The sequence below is a fragment of the Anaerobiospirillum sp. NML120511 genome, assembly GCF_023050955.1.
Taxonomy (GTDB): Bacteria; Pseudomonadota; Gammaproteobacteria; order Enterobacterales; family Succinivibrionaceae; genus Anaerobiospirillum.
In genome coordinates, this window is the sequence record NZ_JALKIK010000008.1 from 54400 (window position 1) to 71199 (window position 16800).

The 16800-nt window shown below is 53.2% G+C and carries 9 protein-coding genes; all 9 read left to right on the top strand.

The window, feature by feature from the left end:
- Window positions 1-50: 50 nt before the first annotated feature.
- The 9 genes from icd (at window position 51) to MXE39_RS03865 (ending at window position 15369) form a co-directional block, all read left to right on the top strand.
- Window positions 51-1304 (top strand): NADP-dependent isocitrate dehydrogenase, encoded by a 1254-nt coding sequence (gene icd, locus MXE39_RS03825; protein ID WP_246977413.1) that lies wholly within the window; start codon window positions 51-53, stop codon window positions 1302-1304.
- Between the two features lie 612 nt (window positions 1305-1916).
- Window positions 1917-2825, top strand: coding sequence for a flagellin (locus MXE39_RS03830; protein ID WP_246977415.1), 909 nt, complete (start codon window positions 1917-1919; stop codon window positions 2823-2825).
- A 223-nt stretch (window positions 2826-3048) separates the two neighbouring features.
- Complete coding sequence (locus MXE39_RS03835; RefSeq protein WP_246977416.1) at window positions 3049-4020, top strand: flagellin; 972 nt, start codon at window positions 3049-3051, stop codon at window positions 4018-4020.
- Between the two features lie 221 nt (window positions 4021-4241).
- Complete coding sequence (locus MXE39_RS03840) at window positions 4242-5213, top strand: flagellin (RefSeq protein WP_246977418.1); 972 nt, start codon at window positions 4242-4244, stop codon at window positions 5211-5213.
- A 555-nt stretch (window positions 5214-5768) separates the two neighbouring features.
- Window positions 5769-6233 (top strand): NUDIX domain-containing protein, encoded by a 465-nt coding sequence (locus tag MXE39_RS03845; protein ID WP_246977420.1) that lies wholly within the window; start codon window positions 5769-5771, stop codon window positions 6231-6233.
- A gap of 23 nt (window positions 6234-6256) precedes the next feature.
- Window positions 6257-7471 carry a tRNA 2-thiouridine(34) synthase MnmA gene (gene mnmA / locus MXE39_RS03850; protein ID WP_246977449.1) on the top strand — a complete coding sequence of 405 codons (1215 nt, stop codon included), beginning with the start codon at window positions 6257-6259 and terminating at the stop codon, window positions 7469-7471.
- A gap of 312 nt (window positions 7472-7783) precedes the next feature.
- Window positions 7784-8443, top strand: a complete 660-nt coding sequence (locus MXE39_RS03855; protein WP_246977421.1) for a DUF489 family protein — start codon at window positions 7784-7786, stop codon at window positions 8441-8443.
- Window positions 8444-8950: 507 nt separating this feature from the next.
- Window positions 8951-10318: an adenylosuccinate lyase gene (gene purB, locus MXE39_RS03860; protein ID WP_246977422.1), complete on the top strand. Its 1368-nt coding sequence runs from the start codon at window positions 8951-8953 to the stop codon at window positions 10316-10318.
- A gap of 2036 nt (window positions 10319-12354) precedes the next feature.
- Window positions 12355-15369: an AI-2E family transporter gene (locus MXE39_RS03865; protein WP_246977423.1), complete on the top strand. Its 3015-nt coding sequence runs from the start codon at window positions 12355-12357 to the stop codon at window positions 15367-15369.
- Window positions 15370-16800: the final 1431 nt, after the last annotated feature.

The window sequence follows — 16800 nt, forward strand, 5'->3', positions numbered from 1 at the left end:
CAGGCTACAGAGGTCAGGTATAACCATAAAGGCTTTTTTGAGGGTTGTTCATGAGCTTTATCAGTAAGGTCACAGTTCCTGAGGGTGACAAGATTTCCGTGGATGCACAGGGTCGTCTGACCGTTCCTGCCAATCCAGTTATTCCTTTTATTCGCGGTGACGGTATTGGTGAGGATATCACCCCTGTCATGCACAAGGTGGTCAATGCTGCTGTTGAAAAAGCCTATGGTGGTGCAAAGAAGATCTCCTGGATGGAAATCTATGCCGGCGGCCGTTCCTGCGAAGTCTATGGCGAATTTGTCTACCTGCCTGATGAGACCATGGAGTTCATCAAGGACTACCATGTTGCCATCAAGGGTCCTCTTACTACCCCAGTAGGCGGCGGTATCCGCTCTCTGAACGTTGCCATGCGTCAGGGCCTTGATCTGTACATTTGCCTGCGTCCAGTACGCTACTTCAAGGGCACCCCAAGCCCGGTTAAGCACCCTGAGCTTACCGACACCATTATCTTCCGTGAGAATGCTGAAGACATTTATGCCGGTATCGAGTGGGAAGCTGACAGCGAGGGCGCAAAGCAGGTTATCGACTTCCTGCAGAACACCATGGGTGTTAAGAAGCTGCGTCACCCAGAGCACTGCGGCATAGGCATCAAGCCAATGTCAAAGCAGGGCACCGAGCGTCTTATCCGCGCTGCCATCAACTATGCCATAGACCATGACCGCAAGAGCGTTACCATCGTCCACAAGGGCAATATCATGAAGTTCACCGAGGGTGGCTTCAAGAAGTGGGGCTATGAGCTTGCTGAGCGTGAGTTTGGCGCAAAGGCCGATGACAAGGGTGTTATCTCCTTCAAGAACCCAAACACCGGTCGTGACATTGTCATCAAGGACGTCATTGCAGACGCCTTCCTGCAGAATATCCTGCTCTACCCTGCTGACTATGATGTAGTTGCTGCCATGAACTTAAATGGCGACTATATCTCCGATGCCCTGGCCGCTATCGTAGGCGGTATCGGCATTGCCCCAGGCGCCAACATCGGCACTGAGGCCGCTATCTTCGAGGCCACTCATGGCACCGCCCCAACCATCGCAGGTAAGGGCATTGCCAACCCTGGCTCCATCATTCTTTCAGCTGAGCTGATGCTGCGTCACATTGGCTGGAACGAGGCTGCTGACCTCATCATCAAGGGTATGGAATCTGCCATCAGCGCCGGCAAGGTCACCTCAGACTTCGCCGCTCAGATGGAAGGCGCCCAGGCCCTGTCCACCGCTGACTTCGGCGACGCAATCATCGCCCACATGTAAGCGGCCAGCCCCATGCAGCTGCCAGTCAGGCGCCTTACAGCCCCTGGCTGCAGCGGCAGCGGCAGCTGCCACCAAAGCCCGGCTTTCCCACAGGAAAGACCGGGCTTTATCAATTTAAAGCACGAATCTGTCGGTCTTCAGCGCAACAGCATGCTCCACATTTCCCACCTCAGCCTCTACCATCCAAAGCCAACCCCACCCCACCGCACCTCCGAGCCATGTCTCACAGGCCACCTCAGGCGCCACTGGCATCACGCCCCTGATATCACGCCCCAATTAATACTCTACAAAATGTAATCTGAAGTGTATCTGCAAACATTGGCCAGAACACCTGCAGAAGCTCCCATTTACCACACGCATCTCATAAGCAAGTACGGCTGAAATTATCATAATTTTGCCGACCCAAAATCTCATTGCCAGCTAAATGATACAGACCAGTTTGGATTTATAAATACAGGAACTGTTCACGCGTTAAAAGTAGAGGGCAGGCTTTTTTAAGCCAAAAATTGAGGCATGTACATTGCATGATATTTGACTGTAAAGGCCGGTGCCATTGATCAATAAACATAAGACACCCGGTCCAAACTACATGAGAGAAGAGAGAGAAATACTATGGCCCTTTACGTCAATACGAACGTAAGCAGCATTAATGCGCAAAGAAAGCTCAGCAATGCTACTTTAAACCTGAATGTCTCCTATCAGAGACTGTCATCTGGTCTGCGAATTAACTCCGCCAAGGACGACGCAGCTGGTCTGCAGATCTCAGACAGACTCACCTCCCAGATTAATGGCCTCAACCAGGGTAACCGCAACACCAACGACGGCATCGCTCTGGCTCAGACTATCGAAGGCGCCCTGGACGAAACTACCAACATGCTCCAGCGCATTCGCGTCCTGGCCGTACAGTCCGCCAACGGAACCAACTCCGCCTCCGACCGCAAAGCCCTCCAGGAAGAAGTTTCCCAGCTCTCCCAGGAAATCACACGTATCGCAAAACAGACTACTTTCGCCGGACAGCAGATTCTGGACGGCGCAGGCAAGGGGCTGATTCCAACAGATGGCAAACTCACTTTCCAGGTTGGCGCTAACGCAGGCAACACACTGACATTAGACTGGAGCAAGGCCTTTACCATGACCGGCCTTATCTCCCAGGTTAAGGGTCAGACTGGTCCAGATAAAAACACTGACGGCATTCACAAGTCCGGCAACTTCTATGTCTGGACCATTTCCATGGCCTCTCTGGCAACCGCCGTACTTGGTAACATCGACAAGTACATCCAGGCAGTTGACTCCAAGCGCGCCGGACTTGGTGCTTTACAAAACAGAATGGAGAGCGCTATCCGTAATCAGGCTAATATCTCAGAGAACCAGTCTGATGCCCGCAGCAGAATCAGGGACACTGACTTTGCTGCAGAGACCGCAGCACTGACCCAGGGCAATATCATCCAGCAGGCTTCCCAGACCGTGCTGGCCCAGGCCAATCAGCGTCCTACTATTGCGCTGAGCCTGCTTGGCCGCTAAGGCGATATTAACTTTATTGCTTTACCTTAAGCGGGCCAAAGCTCCCGCTTTTGTATGAGACAGCTGAAGATATAACAGCTGCATAAATCCCATAAGCAAGGGATTTATTACTGTAGCAAGGCATAGCCCATAACGACCATCTGACAATAAAGTCGCGGCTGTATACCGAGCAATCTGGTTATGCCCTGCTAACAGATTGAGAGAGAGAGAAGAGGAAAGAGATATGGCCCTTTACGTTAATACGAACGTCAGTTCCATTAATGCCCAAAGGAAACTGAGTAACGCCACTTTAAACCTGAATACCTCCTACCAGAGACTGGCCTCTGGTATGCGTATTAACTCCGCCAAGGACGACGCAGCTGGTCTGCAGATCTCAGACAGACTTACCTCCCAGATTAATGGCCTTAACCAGGGCAACCGCAACACCAACGACGGCATCGCTCTGGCACAGACTATCGAAGGCGCCCTGGACGAAACCACCAACATGCTCCAGCGCATCCGTGTGCTGGCCGTACAGTCCGCCAACGGCACCAACTCCGAAGCTGACAGAAAGGCTCTTCAGGAAGAGGTTACCCAGCTGTCCCAGGAAATTACCCGTATCGCCCAGCAGACCACCTTTGCAGGTGCAACCGTCCTGAACGGCCCACGTGATCCAAACAATGGCAGCGACTGGCTGAAAAACCCTACAAGCTTAATCCCCAGCCAGGGCTCTCATAATGCCGGCGCCATCGTATTCCAGGTTGGCGCTAATGCCAATGACACCCTCACCATGAACTGGTCTGTTGCCTTTACCATGTCAGGTCTGGCAAAGATGGCAAATCTTGGTGCTGGAGATAAAACGGCTACAAATGGTATTTTTAAGGCCGACGGTGCAAATGGCAACACAGTAAGATGGTCTGTTTCTACTGCAGCTACATCAACCAATACTCTGGCCAATATCGACAAGGTAATTCAGGCTGTTGACTCCAAGCGTTCCGTGCTGGGCGCTTTACAGAACAGAATGGAGAGCGCTATTCGTAATCAGGCCGGTATTTCTGAAAACGAGGCAGATGCCCGCAGCAGAATCAGAGACACAGACTTTGCCGCAGAGACCGCAGCACTGACCCAGGGCAACATTATCCAGCAGGCTTGCCAGACCGTACTGGCTCAGGCTAACCAGCGTCCTACTATTGCGCTGAGCCTGCTGGGCCGCTAAGGCGATATTAACTTTATTGCTTTAACTTAAGCGGGCCAAAGATCCTGCTTTTGTATGAGCACAGCTGAAGATATAACAGCTGCATAAATCCCATAAGCAAGGGATTTATTACTGTAGCAAGGCATAGCCCATAACAGCCGTCTGACAATAAAGTCGCGGCTCCAGACTTCAAGAGTCTGGTTATGCCCTGCTAACAGATTGAGAGAGATGAGGAAAGAGATATGGCCCTTTACGTTAATACGAACGTCAGTTCCATTAATGCCCAAAGGAAACTGAGTAACGCCACTTTAAACCTGAACACCTCCTACCAGAGACTGGCCTCTGGTATGCGTATTAACTCCGCCAAGGACGACGCAGCAGGTCTGCAGATCTCAGACAGACTTACCTCCCAGATTAATGGCCTTAACCAGGGCAACCGCAACACCAACGACGGCATCGCTCTGGCACAGACTATCGAAGGTGCCCTGGACGAAACCACTAACATGCTCCAGCGCATTCGCGTGCTGGCCGTGCAGTCCGCCAACGGCACTAACTCCGAAGCTGACAGAAAGGCTCTTCAGGAAGAAGTTACCCAGCTCTCCGCTGAAATTACCCGTATCGCCCAGCAGACCACCTTTGCAGGTGCAACAGTCCTTAACGGCCCACGTGATCCAAACAATGGTAGCGACTGGCTGAAAAACCCTACAAGCTTAATCCCCAGTCAGGGCTCTCATAATGCCGGCGCCATCGTATTCCAGGTTGGCGCTAATGCTAATGACACCCTCACCATGAACTGGTCTGTTGCCTTTACCATGTCAGGTCTGGCAAAGATGGCAAATCTTGGTGCTGGAGATAAAACGGCTACAAATGGCATTTTTAAGGCGGATAACGCAAATGGCAACACAGTAAGATGGTCTGTTTCTACTGCAGCAACATCAACCAATACTCTGGCCAATATCGACAAGGTAATTCAGGCTGTTGACTCCAAGCGTTCCGTGCTGGGCGCTTTACAGAACAGAATGGAGAGCGCTATTCGCAATCAGGCCTGTATTTCTGAAAATGAGGCAGATGCCCGCAGCAGAATCAGGGACACTGACTTTGCCGCAGAGACCGCAGCACTGACCCAGGGCAATATTATCCAGCAGGCTTCCCAGACCGTTCTGGCACAGGCTAACCAGCGTCCAACCATTGCGCTGAGCCTGCTGGGACGATAATAATTTCACTTTTTCTTTTCTGTTATCTTAAGGCGGGTTTTCCCGCCTTTTTTGCATTCTGGCCCGAGCAGCCACGATGCACAATGGAAAAGGACCAGCCTTTTTAGAGCCCATCAACAATACCCGGCATAACCTGGCAATACAGCTTCCGGGGCATCCATTTTGAAAATGCGCCTTCACATTGGCTCTGTATCACTTCATCGAGCTGCCTTCATGGCTGCCATCTTCTGGGGGCTTTGCTGTGGATGGATGTGATGATGGCAGTGGTTATTTTGTTTGGCTGAGGGGGCGGTTACTGGTGGTGCAGCGGGTTATGCGACAGGCGTAGCGGGCGTGTGTTCGGGGATGATATTCTGGTGACGTCTTGAACGGTACGCTTATTTATCCGGTTTTCCTGGATGTTTTTTGTGGTGCAAAATTTTGCCTGCAGGCCGTATATATCTACAAAAATTCAGGCATCTTTGCTAAAATCTCAGCTTTAATTGCATGGGACAAGCCCACAGTGGCGTCCTTTTCCAGCTTTAAGGCGTTTTTGTTTTTTGATGCGAGGCAGACATGTCAGCTCGTTTTAAGCCAAATCTTACCGTGGCTCTGATTATTGAGCACGAGGGCCGTTTCTTAATGGTCGAAGAGTACCAGGAGACAGGTGATCTGTGCTTTGGTACTGTGGCAGGACATGTTGAAGCCCGTGAAAGCATTGTCGAAGCTGCCCTGCGTGAGGGTCTTGAGGAGTGCGGCTGCGAAGTCGAACTCGACCACCTCGTAGGTGTCTACGATTACGTCAAGGACAATGAAACCATTCTGCGTTTCACTTTCAAGGCTCACCTTAAGGACAATGATCCTTCCAGGGTCAAAATCAGCGACCCTGATGGCGATATCGTAGACATCAAGTGGCTTACCCGCGAAGAGATTTTTGGCGCCCGTGACATGTGGCGTACCCGTCTTATCGGACCAAACTTTGAAGACTACTTCAATGGTCAGTCCGTTCCTCTTTCCTTTATTACTACTGTACGCAGCTGATACGCGCGATGACTAACTGGCTGATGCCCTCCGATTACCGCTTTGCTGCGGATATTCCCTATGACCAGCTGCAGGGACGCCACGTTGTAGTAGGCGTATCCGGCGGTGTGGACTCATCACTGTCGGCCGCCCTGCTCAAGGAAGCCGGCATGAAGGTAACCGCCCTGTTCATGAAGAACTGGGAAGAAGACGATACCGATACCTACTGCTCGGCCGCTCAGGACCGTGCTGATGCTCAGCAGGTCTGTGACACTCTGGGAATTGAGCTCAAAACCATCAACTTTGCTGCCGAATACTGGGACAGCGTTTTTGAGAACTTTCTGAGCGAATACCGCGCCGGTCGTACCCCTAATCCTGACATCCTGTGCAATAAGGAAATCAAGTTCAAGGCTTTCCTTGAGTATGCCCTTGAGGATCTCAATGCCGACTTTATTGCTACAGGCCACTACTGTCTGCGCAGCTTTGATGGTGGCATTGATGCTCCGGCTCATCTGCTCAGAGGTCTGGACAGTAACAAAGATCAGTCCTACTTCCTCCATGCCATAGGCCCGGACAGACTGCACAAGGTGCTGTTCCCTGTAGGCCATCTGCCAAAACCTCAGGTAAGAGCCATGGCCGAAGAGCGCGGTCTTGCCACTGCCCGCAAGAAGGACAGTACAGGCATCTGCTTCATAGGCGAAAAACGTTTTGGCCAGTTCCTCAAACAGTATCTGCCTGACGCCTCCACTCCAGGTCCAATTATCTCTACTGCAGGTAAGGTTATGGGTGAACACCCTGGCCTTATGTACTGCACCATTGGTCAGAGAAAGGGGCTTCATATTGGCGGCAGTGCCGACGGTACCGGTGAAGCATGGTATGTAGTCGACAAGGACATGAAGAACAATGCCCTGATCGTAGCTCAGGGCCATGAGCACAAGGCTCTGTATGCCAACGGTCTGTATGCCGGCTCTGAGACATGGATTATCGATGCCCCGGAATTGCCGCTGCACTGCACATGTAAGGTACGCTACCGTCAGCCTGATGTGCCTTGTACTGTAGAGCGCGTCAGCGCCTCTCAGGCCGGTCTGTGCACCGAAGAGGCAGGTCAGTCTGAAGCTTCACAGTCAACTGAGCGCACCATGCTCAAAGTTACCTTTGACAATCCTGTAGCTGCCATTGCCCCTGGCCAGTCAGTTGTGTTCTACAACGGTCAGGACTGCCTTGGCGGTGCCGTAATCGAAGCACCGATTAAAGATTAAAAAGGCAGGCATCAGGTCTCTGCAGTGACTTGCAGGCTGCGCCTCCTGACGGAAACGCCGTCAGGCACTGCAGCTGAAGTCAGGCCGCAGGACTGCAGCTGAAATCAGACCGCAGGACTGCAGCAGAAGTCAGGCCACAGGACCGCAGCTGAAGTCAGGCCGCAGGACCACAACTTTGCCATGGCCTGGCAATGCCCTGATTATCCTGGCTGAGCTGATACAGGCCGGAATCGATACTGTGCCGAGAGGCCTGCAGGCATAAACCCTTTTACTACAGTTGTCATTTTTACTGGATTTCCCTGGATTTCTGTCATGGCTAACAACATTTATTCTGAAACCCTTGCACTGGCCGCTTTATTCCAGTCTGCTGCCCAAATCCAGCGTGTTGCCCGTACCGGCAGCGTAGATGAGCACACTATTGCACCTTTAATGCGTGCTCTGGTCATTACCGAGCCTGATGCCATTGAGGACATCTACGATCCCAAGCGTCTTGAGTCCGGTCTGAACCAGCTGCTTACCTCCCTGTACCCAAAGGAGGCTGCCCAGCCTAAAAATGCTGAACTTATCAAAATCGCTTTCAGCATCCTGGGCCTGGTGAGCAATCTTGAAAAGCAGGACATGATTTACAGTCAGCTTGACCGTGAAGTCGACAGCCTGCGCTCCAATGTGCTGCTGATGCACCCTGAATATGAGACTGAAGAAGACAATATCCTCATGGATTACGATGTCATCAAGCTCTACTCAGGCATTTACAGCAATTTAATCAGCCCTAATTTCCCTAAGCTCATCATCTATGGTGAGGAGCACTATCTGCGTCGTACCGAGCTGCAGGAGATGATTCGCGCCCTGCTGCTCTCCGGCATCCGCGCATCAATTCTCTGGCACCAAGTAGGCGGCAAGCGCTATTCCCTGATGTTCCGCTATAAGGACATCATCGAATGTGCCCGCAACGTGCTCAACAAAAACAGATAATTACCAGGGCCCCTGTATCAGGGGCTTTTGGCTTTTTCCGCCACCGACAGCAGCCGTAGCAGATACGCTGCTCACAGCCCCAGGCGCGATGACCGCCTGGGCCGCTGGCCCGGCTGCCGGTACGGCTGCCCGGGCACTGGCCCGGGGCCTGGCATCGCCGGGTTCCTTTGGATGAAAGCTCTGGCCGTGCTGGTCGGGGCAAGAACAGGTGGCGACGATTTTTCTTTTTTCGCCTGTAAGCTGCGAACCTGTGCAGAGCAGCTTATGGGCTGAGTCTGAAAACACTGTTTCTGGTCTGTGCAGGACAGCTGTTTAAAAGCACTCACTAACTCCAACTGGTCCTGCAGTCTGATACTTTCAGGCATCTGTATGTGTCATATGACACCTGGTGGCTGTGGTGACGGCTGAACTATGGACTGCGCCGGGACAGATTATGACCATGTGGTCATATGGCATTGCCGGTGCGGACAGGGCTGGAAAATGTGCTTGTCATTTTGAGGTTTAGTTATGCAATTATCGCCTTTAACAGCGATTTCACCGCTCGATGGTCGCTATGAGTCCAAGGTTCAGGAACTGCGTTCCATTTTCTCCGAATACGGTTTAATGCGCTTTAGAGTGCAGGTTGAGCTCACCTGGCTCAAAATGCTGGCCGCCTGTCCAGAGATTAAGGAAGTGCCAGAGTTCTCAGCTGAGGCCATTGCTTTCATCGATGGCATTATTGAGAACTTCTCCGTTGAGGATGCCGAGGACATCAAGCGCCGTGAAGCTGTAACCAATCACGACGTCAAGGCCGTTGAGTACTTCTTAAAGGACAAGACCGCCTCCAATCCTGAGCTGGCCCAGGTTAAGGAGTTCATCCACTTTGCCTGCACCTCTGAGGATATCAATAACAACTCCCACGCTCTGATGCTCAAGACTGCCCGTGACGAGGTCATTCTGCCATTATGTGACAAGCTCATTGGCGAAATTTCCCGTCTGGCTCATGAGTATGCCAGCCTGCCTCTGCTGGCCCGTACCCACGGTCAGCCAGCCTCTCCTACCACCTTAGGTAAGGAAATGGCCAACGTAGCCTACCGTCTGCGCCGTCAGCGCAACCAGATTGCTGCTGTTGAAATTCTGGGCAAGATGAATGGCGCTGTAGGTAACTACAATGCCCACTACTCTGCCTATCCTGAGGTTAACTGGCCAGAGCTGTCCCAGAAGTTTGAACAGTCCCTGGGCATTACCTTCAATCCTTTCACCACTCAGATTGAGCCTCACGACTACATTGCCGAGATGTTCAACGCCCTTGAGCGTTTCAATACCATTGTGCTCGACTTTGACCGCGATATCTGGGGCTATATCTCCTACGGTACTTTCACCCAGAAGACCATTGCCGGTGAAATCGGCTCATCCACCATGCCTCACAAGGTCAACCCTATCGACTTTGAGAACTCCGAGGGCAACCTTGGTCTTGCCAATGCAATCTTCGCTCACCTGGCTGCCAAGCTGCCAGTATCACGCTTCCAGCGCGATCTGACCGACTCAACCGTACTGCGTAACCTGGGCGTAGCCTGCGGTTACTCCGTACTTGCCTGGAAGAGCACTTTAAAGGGCATTTCCAAGTTACAGGCCAATGAGGCTCACGTACGTGCCGAGCTCGACAGCAACTGGGAAGTTCTGGCTGAGCCATACCAGACCGTAATGCGCCGCTACGGCATTGCCAATCCATACGAGAAGCTCAAGGAGCTGACCCGTGGCCGTGAGGTTAATGCTCAGACCATGCTGGCCTTTATCGAAACTCTGGAAATTCCTGAGGAGGCAAAGGAGCAGCTGCGCAAGCTCACTCCAGAGACCTATATCGGTATTGCCGACAAGATTACTGCCACTCTGTAATCCTGCACTGCCAGGACAGGCTGCAGGGCAGCAGCAAAGCTGCGGCTCTGGACCTGTCTTTGCGGGGTCAGTATCTGGCAATACTGTCATAAAGGCTGTGTTCTTCGGATACTGACTTAAAAGAGCAAGAGCCCTGTAAATGCAGGGCTCTGTGCTGCTGTGCCTTACTGAGAGCAGCTTTGTGCTCCAGTGGCATCATGGCTGACCAGCTCTGCCGTCTCCGTCTGTGCTTTACAGAGTGACGGGGTCGGTGGTGTGTCCACGCCAGGGATTTTATAAAGATTCCTGGCCTGGTCGCATCTTCAAGACAACAGCACCAGCAAAACTAAGACGGCTTTTAAGCCTTCTGTGCCTGTCTTAAGTACAGGCAAATTACCATGGCAGACACCGCCTTCTTTTCCGGGTAAAGATGCTTAACTCCCTGAAAATATGGCCGCGTTCTGATCCATCAGGCAACCGTATGAGCTTACAGCTCTTTAAGTACTTGCTCTAATTGGAGCGTATCACCTGCATTCTTTACATCAGGTACCTGGCCCCATGCTGCAGCTTTTGCAACCTGGCGGGACCTGGCTTAAGGCCGGGAGTATCAGGTTAGAGGCATTCGCTGGCCTGATCTGCAGGTTAACTGCTCCCTCTTTTTGAAATTATGTCCTGCCGGAATATGCACTTTAGTGCACCGGTAAAGCCCTGAGCCCAACACTGTTAACGCAGTATGCTGCAGACAGAATGCTCACAGGCCAGCCAAAAGGACTACTGTGGAGCAGGTACAGAGCAAAGAGCGCAGAAAGCAACGAGCTCAGCTGACGGCTGAGCAGCAGATACAGGCAAAGGCATAAGCTCCTTACAGTCACCATACAGCTGTTTAAGGCCGCCAGCAGACCTGTATCATGATCTGCTTTACGTACTGAGCTCATGCCAGAGACGTGACCTTTAAGGTCTGAACGTCTTACACAATGGTTGCCCTGAACTTTCCTGGCAAGGCCTGACAGCAACGCTTTTGAACCGGCGCTGCACCTGCAGGCCCGCTGCCAGATGAAGCCGCAACTGCCTTAGCATCACGCAACTGACTTTATCAGACAATGCTGCTGACAGCGGCATTTGCAGCAGCCCGCTGTGCCGCCGGATCAGCACAACCTGTCCACTTTGACAGCTCTGCTGAAGGCTCCGGCCTGAGCACTGCCAAAGCCCGTGCCCAGCTTCATCCCGGACTTGCTCCAAAGAGTAAGGCCCGAGTCCAGCTTCATCCCGGACTTGCTCCAAAGGGTAAGTCCAGAGTACAGCGTCAATCCGGAGCTGCTCCAAATGGGAAATCACATCCCTGGAGTCAGACCTCTGGCCATGGGCACAGCCGCTGCAGCTCGTTTGCAGCTGCACTGTGCTGCCCATAAGATCAGTCTTTGGGCCAGATAAAGTGACCGGCTGAGATGCAGGCCGCATCAGGCCAATGAGCGGGCATACTCTATTGCAAAAGGATAAATGCCTGTATTCAGGCAGATCTGTCAGTGACGGCCCCTTAGACTGCACTGCATGCTGTGGCGTGCCCGGCGACCTGTGCTGTGGCGTGCCCGGCGGCCTGTGCCGCTGCACTGCAGCATGGCACTGTGTGATCCTGGCACCAGACTGATCCTGCAGCATTTTGCTGCGCAGGACAGCACAGTGCCTGACAGATGCTGTGTATGCCAGATCAGTGCAACATGCGGACTTTAAGCCCGGTGGGCATGTGTTTGTGTGACACTGCAGACTTTTGAGTTCTGCAGACATATGTCCCAGCGCTCACGGCATTGCGCCAGCACCTGGCCCGACCAGGATCTGCACGGTATTGCCAGGCCGGGCCTGCAGGCAAGCACGCCAGCCCTGCAGGGCAAAGCCCTGCAAGCCTGCCATTACTGCGGTACACATACTGGCGAGCCTGCCAGCGCTGCAGGGCACAGGCTGGCAAGCCTGCTATTGCTGTAGGGCATGCCTGCGGGCAGCTTTATTTTGTCTTGAGATGCGTGTGTACATTGTTAAGTCTTTGAAGCTTTTCGAGGCCAGTTTTGAGCCATACACGCGAACGTTATTTTGAGTGGATCCTGGTAGGACTCATTCTTATTCTTGGTGGTCTGCTTTTCTATCAGGCCCTGCCATTTTTAAACGGTACCCTGGGTGCCATTACCCTCTATATTCTGCTGCGCCGCGTCAATCTGATGCTGGCCAACCGCTTCTCCCCCGGTGCCGCTCCATGGATTATCACCATAGGTGTAACCATCTTCGTCATGCTGCCACTGTCAGCTGGCATGTGGTATCTCATTGACCTTGTACAGAACGTCAATTTTGACGTCCAGGTAATTATCAAGCGCTTTACCGATACCATACGCTATCTGGAGCGCACTACCCATCTGCAGATTGTGTCTGAAAAATCCGTGGCTTTCATAACAGCCAAGGGTACGGCCTTCATGAACATGCTCATGGCCGGTATCAACAACGCAGCCATCAATCTGTTCACCACCATTCTCATCCTGTTCTTCCTGCTTTCAGGCGGTGTCAGGATGGAACGCTCCATTGCCCGCTGTCTGCCGTTTTCTGACGCCAACAAGCACACCATCATCTCCCGTATTTCTGTTCTGGTGCGCTCCAACGCTATCGGCATTCCAGTACTGGCCATGATTCAGGGCGGTGTAGCTGCAGTAGGTTACATGTTCTGTGGCCTGAACAATCCAATTGCTTTTGGTGTGCTGACCGGCTTTGCCTCCATGATTCCTATCGTGGGCTCCATGCTGGTCTGGATTCCTCTGGCCATTGCCCAGTATTTTGAACAGGGCCTTGGACCTGCTCTTTATATTGCCGGTTACGGAATGATTGTCATTTCCCAGTGTGACAATGTACTGCGCATGTTCATGCAAAAGCGCATGGCCGATACCCACCCTCTAATCACCATTTTCGGTGTTATTGCCGGTTTGCCTCTGTTTGGCTTCATGGGCCTGATTTTCGGTCCTCTGCTTGTTGCCATGTTCCTGCTCTTCCTTGAGATGTTCATCAAGCAGTACATCATTGGCACTGATATGCGTAATACAGACACCTTGAGCGTGATGAAAGGACGCAAGGATCGCAAGATACGTAATGGCAGTGCCAGCGCCGGCGACAGCCCGCTGCAGCTGACCACCTCAGATAAGCGCAGCGACTCTGGCAATGGCTCAGGATCACGTTCCGAGCTCTCAGGCAGCGGATCACGCAAGGGCGGTAAAGGCACCGATAACCAGGCAAAGAGCTCAGGAAAAGCCAGAGGCAAAAACTCAGGCGGCAGCTCAGCTACTGACAGCGCTCCGGGCGCATCCAGGGCTGGGTCATTCACTTCAGGCAGTGCCGGTGCTGGCAGTGCCCTCGCTGCACGCGACGGTGCTGCAGACGACAGCACTAATGCCCGGTACAAGAATGACAAATCAGGCTCCAGTGAGCCTGAAAACAGGGAAAGGAGCGAGAACAAAAGCTCCACAGGACGCAGCCGTGTTGACTTCAAGACAGCCAAGGCTGAAAGCAAACAGCAGAAACGTGAGGCTGCCCGTATGAGAGCACAAGAAGAGCGCAACGCCTATAACCGCCATCTGGCTAAACTGACCCTTGATCCGGACTCTACTCCGGCAAACCTTGCTGAAAGAGCCGCCATGATCAGTGGCGAAGGCATGCCGGTAAGACCAGGCAACCGCGCCGATGCCCTCTTTGATGAGAGCCGTGAGAACATGCCAGGCCGTAACCTTGTATCTCGTGCTGTAAGCCAGGCCATTCAGTCCTTTGATCGCTTTGACGATCTGGATAACCATGGCTCCTTTACTGACATGGATCTGTTCAAGGATGACTACCTTACCGACAGAACCCGAGAAGAGATTGGCAAGAAGCACCGCAACCGCGCCGAGCGCCGTGCCGGGCGTGCAGGAGATGACAGCGACAGCAGCTCAGGCAGCCGCCGTGAGCACAGTCGTGACCGCCGCGACAGTAAGGACCGTGAAGCCTCAGGACGCAAAGACCAGACTGCACTTTTTGACGGCGACTTAATCGATCGTCTGCTCAACGACGACGATGACGACGACAGCCGTGAGTCCAGCTCCACCACAGGTGCTATTAACCGCGCAGCCGCCAGTGACAGTGCGCACGCAGCCTCCAGCGACAGTGTACGCGCAGGCGTCGGCGCAAGTGCACGCAAGCGCGATGAGCGCAGCTCAGGCAGCTCAGCTGAAGAGTCATCAGGCCGAGCTGACAGCCAGTCACAGAGCCGCGCCAGTGATCATGATGAAGGCAACACCTCCGGCGAACGCCGTGATGGCGAGCGCGCCAGCCGCCGTGAGCGCAAGGAGCGCAGCGATCGCGCCGATCGTAAAGAGCGTGCTGCTCGCAGCGAGCGTAGCAGCGACAGCAAGTCTGACAGCAGATCCGATAGCAGCAGCGGTCTGGTGATCAACCCATGGGATCGCATCAGTGAAGTACACAGCGACAGCCCTGATGCCCTGACCGGCCTCTTTGGAGACAGCTTCTCTGAGCGCCGTAGCCGCAAGAATGAGCGCCGCGCTGAGCGTAACAGCGAGCGCAGCAGCGACGGCCACAAGGACCGCAGCGAGCGTTCAGATCGCATCTCCCGCAATGAGCGCAACGACCGCGCTGAGCGCGGCGGTCGTGGTGAACGCGGTGATCGCGGAGAGCGCAGCTCACGCAAGGCTGACAAAGGCGCATCACGTAAAAATGAGCGCAGCTCCAGCCGCACCGAGCGTGGCAGCCACAATGATCGCAAGAGCTCACGCGACAGCCGCAGCAGCTCACGTAATGAGCGCAGCCGCTCAGCCCGTCCAGAGCGTCGCAGCCGTAATGACAACCTGGGCTACCAGGTCATCAGAAATGAGCGCCGCCGTGAGGAGGAAGTGCCTATTCTGCGCACTGTAGTATCCCACCAGTTTGGCAACTTTGAACCGGCTCGCCCACGCTCAGCCCTGAAGACCCAGCTGGTCTCCATGCATACTGCAAGGGGCACCATGGTGGCTGATACACCGCGCCGCAAGCCAAGCCGCCGCCGTCCATATCACTAAAAACAGACCGTCCTTAACGGGCGGTCCCCCTCAAAAAGGGCCGCCCCGCAAGGAGCGGCCCTTTTTCATGCGCCAGTCTGAACCGGTCCACTCCGTCCGCCCCGTCACCAGACTGTGCCTGCCAGCAAGGCTTACCATGACAGCTTTTACGGACATGGTGGCGGTACCAGCCTTGCCGGCCCATATGGGTATAGCGGGGCGCATGCCCATTTTCAGCAGTGACTTAACCATTATGGGGCATGGTTTCTGTCAGGAAGTCATGATGAGGGCTCCAGGATTAATTTGCAGGGATAATATATTTGTGCAGCAAATACATATATATCTACCCATACATCCACCCATTTTTTGCAGGTAAAATGCGGCCTTGCTTCGGCATAAATTATGATTTACTTGCATAGATACCAGTCAAAACGGAATGTGATAAGGTGAAGCAAGGCCTGAAAAGCACAAATTGATCAGATTTTTTGTAACTGTTTCTGTATCTTTTGTGAGCCGGTCACAAAATAATCCTGCGTCTGTAGATATAATCACCAATACGCTGCCAGAAAATCACAGTCTGTTCGGACTGTTCTGACGGCTCTTACAGCATGTCATCAGGCTGCGCGTTCATTGCATGAATCTGCTGATGCGGAGAACTGAGACTTAAGGATCTGCTGCGTGGCTCTTAAAGGCCATGGTATAAAGCTCCACGTCATGCAGCATTGGTTATATGCCTGTACAGGAGCATCTTCCAGAGTCAAATTATGGAGCAGTGCGGTGAGAGTCCCCCAAAATACTTCAACGGCAAGGCTGTTGACCAGGGTAAACTTCCCAGCCCGGACATGTCGCCAGCACGGCCACAGAGCTGAAATTCCGTAACTGCTGTGAACAGTATGCTTAATTGTGAGCTCTTACTTTAAGAGCCCCCTCTGCCCCATAGCAGCCATTACAGGCATACTGTACAGGACCACCAGGTTAAGTCATGACCGGGCACTGGCCCTTTGCCAGACATGAGGCAGGATATCGAATAACATCAGGAGGTCTGCTCCATATACATGATGAGGATGCAGCCCCACCCAGTTAACATTGCCAACTCCTTTAAGGCTCCAGCCATATTACCCGCGCACTGTGCGCCACTGCGTCAGGCTGCTGCCTGCAAATTATAAGGAGCATAAAGCCGTCGGGCCCCAAATGCCCCGACAGGCACAGGCCTGCATGGGCATCAGGTCCCATCAAGGGCACCAGGTCCCATCACGGACTTCAGGTCCCTTCAGGGGCACCAGGTCCCATAATGGACTGCAGTTTTATTCTTCATAGCCGCTGCCGCATCAGCAATGCCAGCCGGTCATGTTCTTTTGTCCCTGGCATGAGCCCCAGTTAATGCCGCTGTACACAAGCTGTAAGGCTGATACTATGTCCAGCTGCCAGGGGACCGCCTTATGCCAGATGCTG

Bases quoted from the DNA above. Each gene is read 5' to 3' on its own strand.
- icd (WP_246977413.1), top strand. From the start codon at position 51: ATGAGCTTTATCAGTAAGGTCACAGTTCCTGAGGGTGACAAGATTTCC.
- MXE39_RS03830 (WP_246977415.1), top strand. From the start codon at position 1,917: ATGGCCCTTTACGTCAATACGAACGTAAGCAGCATTAATGCGCAAAGA.
- MXE39_RS03835 (WP_246977416.1), top strand. From the start codon at position 3,049: ATGGCCCTTTACGTTAATACGAACGTCAGTTCCATTAATGCCCAAAGG.
- MXE39_RS03840 (WP_246977418.1), top strand. From the start codon at position 4,242: ATGGCCCTTTACGTTAATACGAACGTCAGTTCCATTAATGCCCAAAGG.
- MXE39_RS03845 (WP_246977420.1), top strand. From the start codon at position 5,769: ATGTCAGCTCGTTTTAAGCCAAATCTTACCGTGGCTCTGATTATTGAG.
- mnmA (WP_246977449.1), top strand. From the start codon at position 6,257: ATGCCCTCCGATTACCGCTTTGCTGCGGATATTCCCTATGACCAGCTG.
- MXE39_RS03855 (WP_246977421.1), top strand. From the start codon at position 7,784: ATGGCTAACAACATTTATTCTGAAACCCTTGCACTGGCCGCTTTATTC.
- purB (WP_246977422.1), top strand. From the start codon at position 8,951: ATGCAATTATCGCCTTTAACAGCGATTTCACCGCTCGATGGTCGCTAT.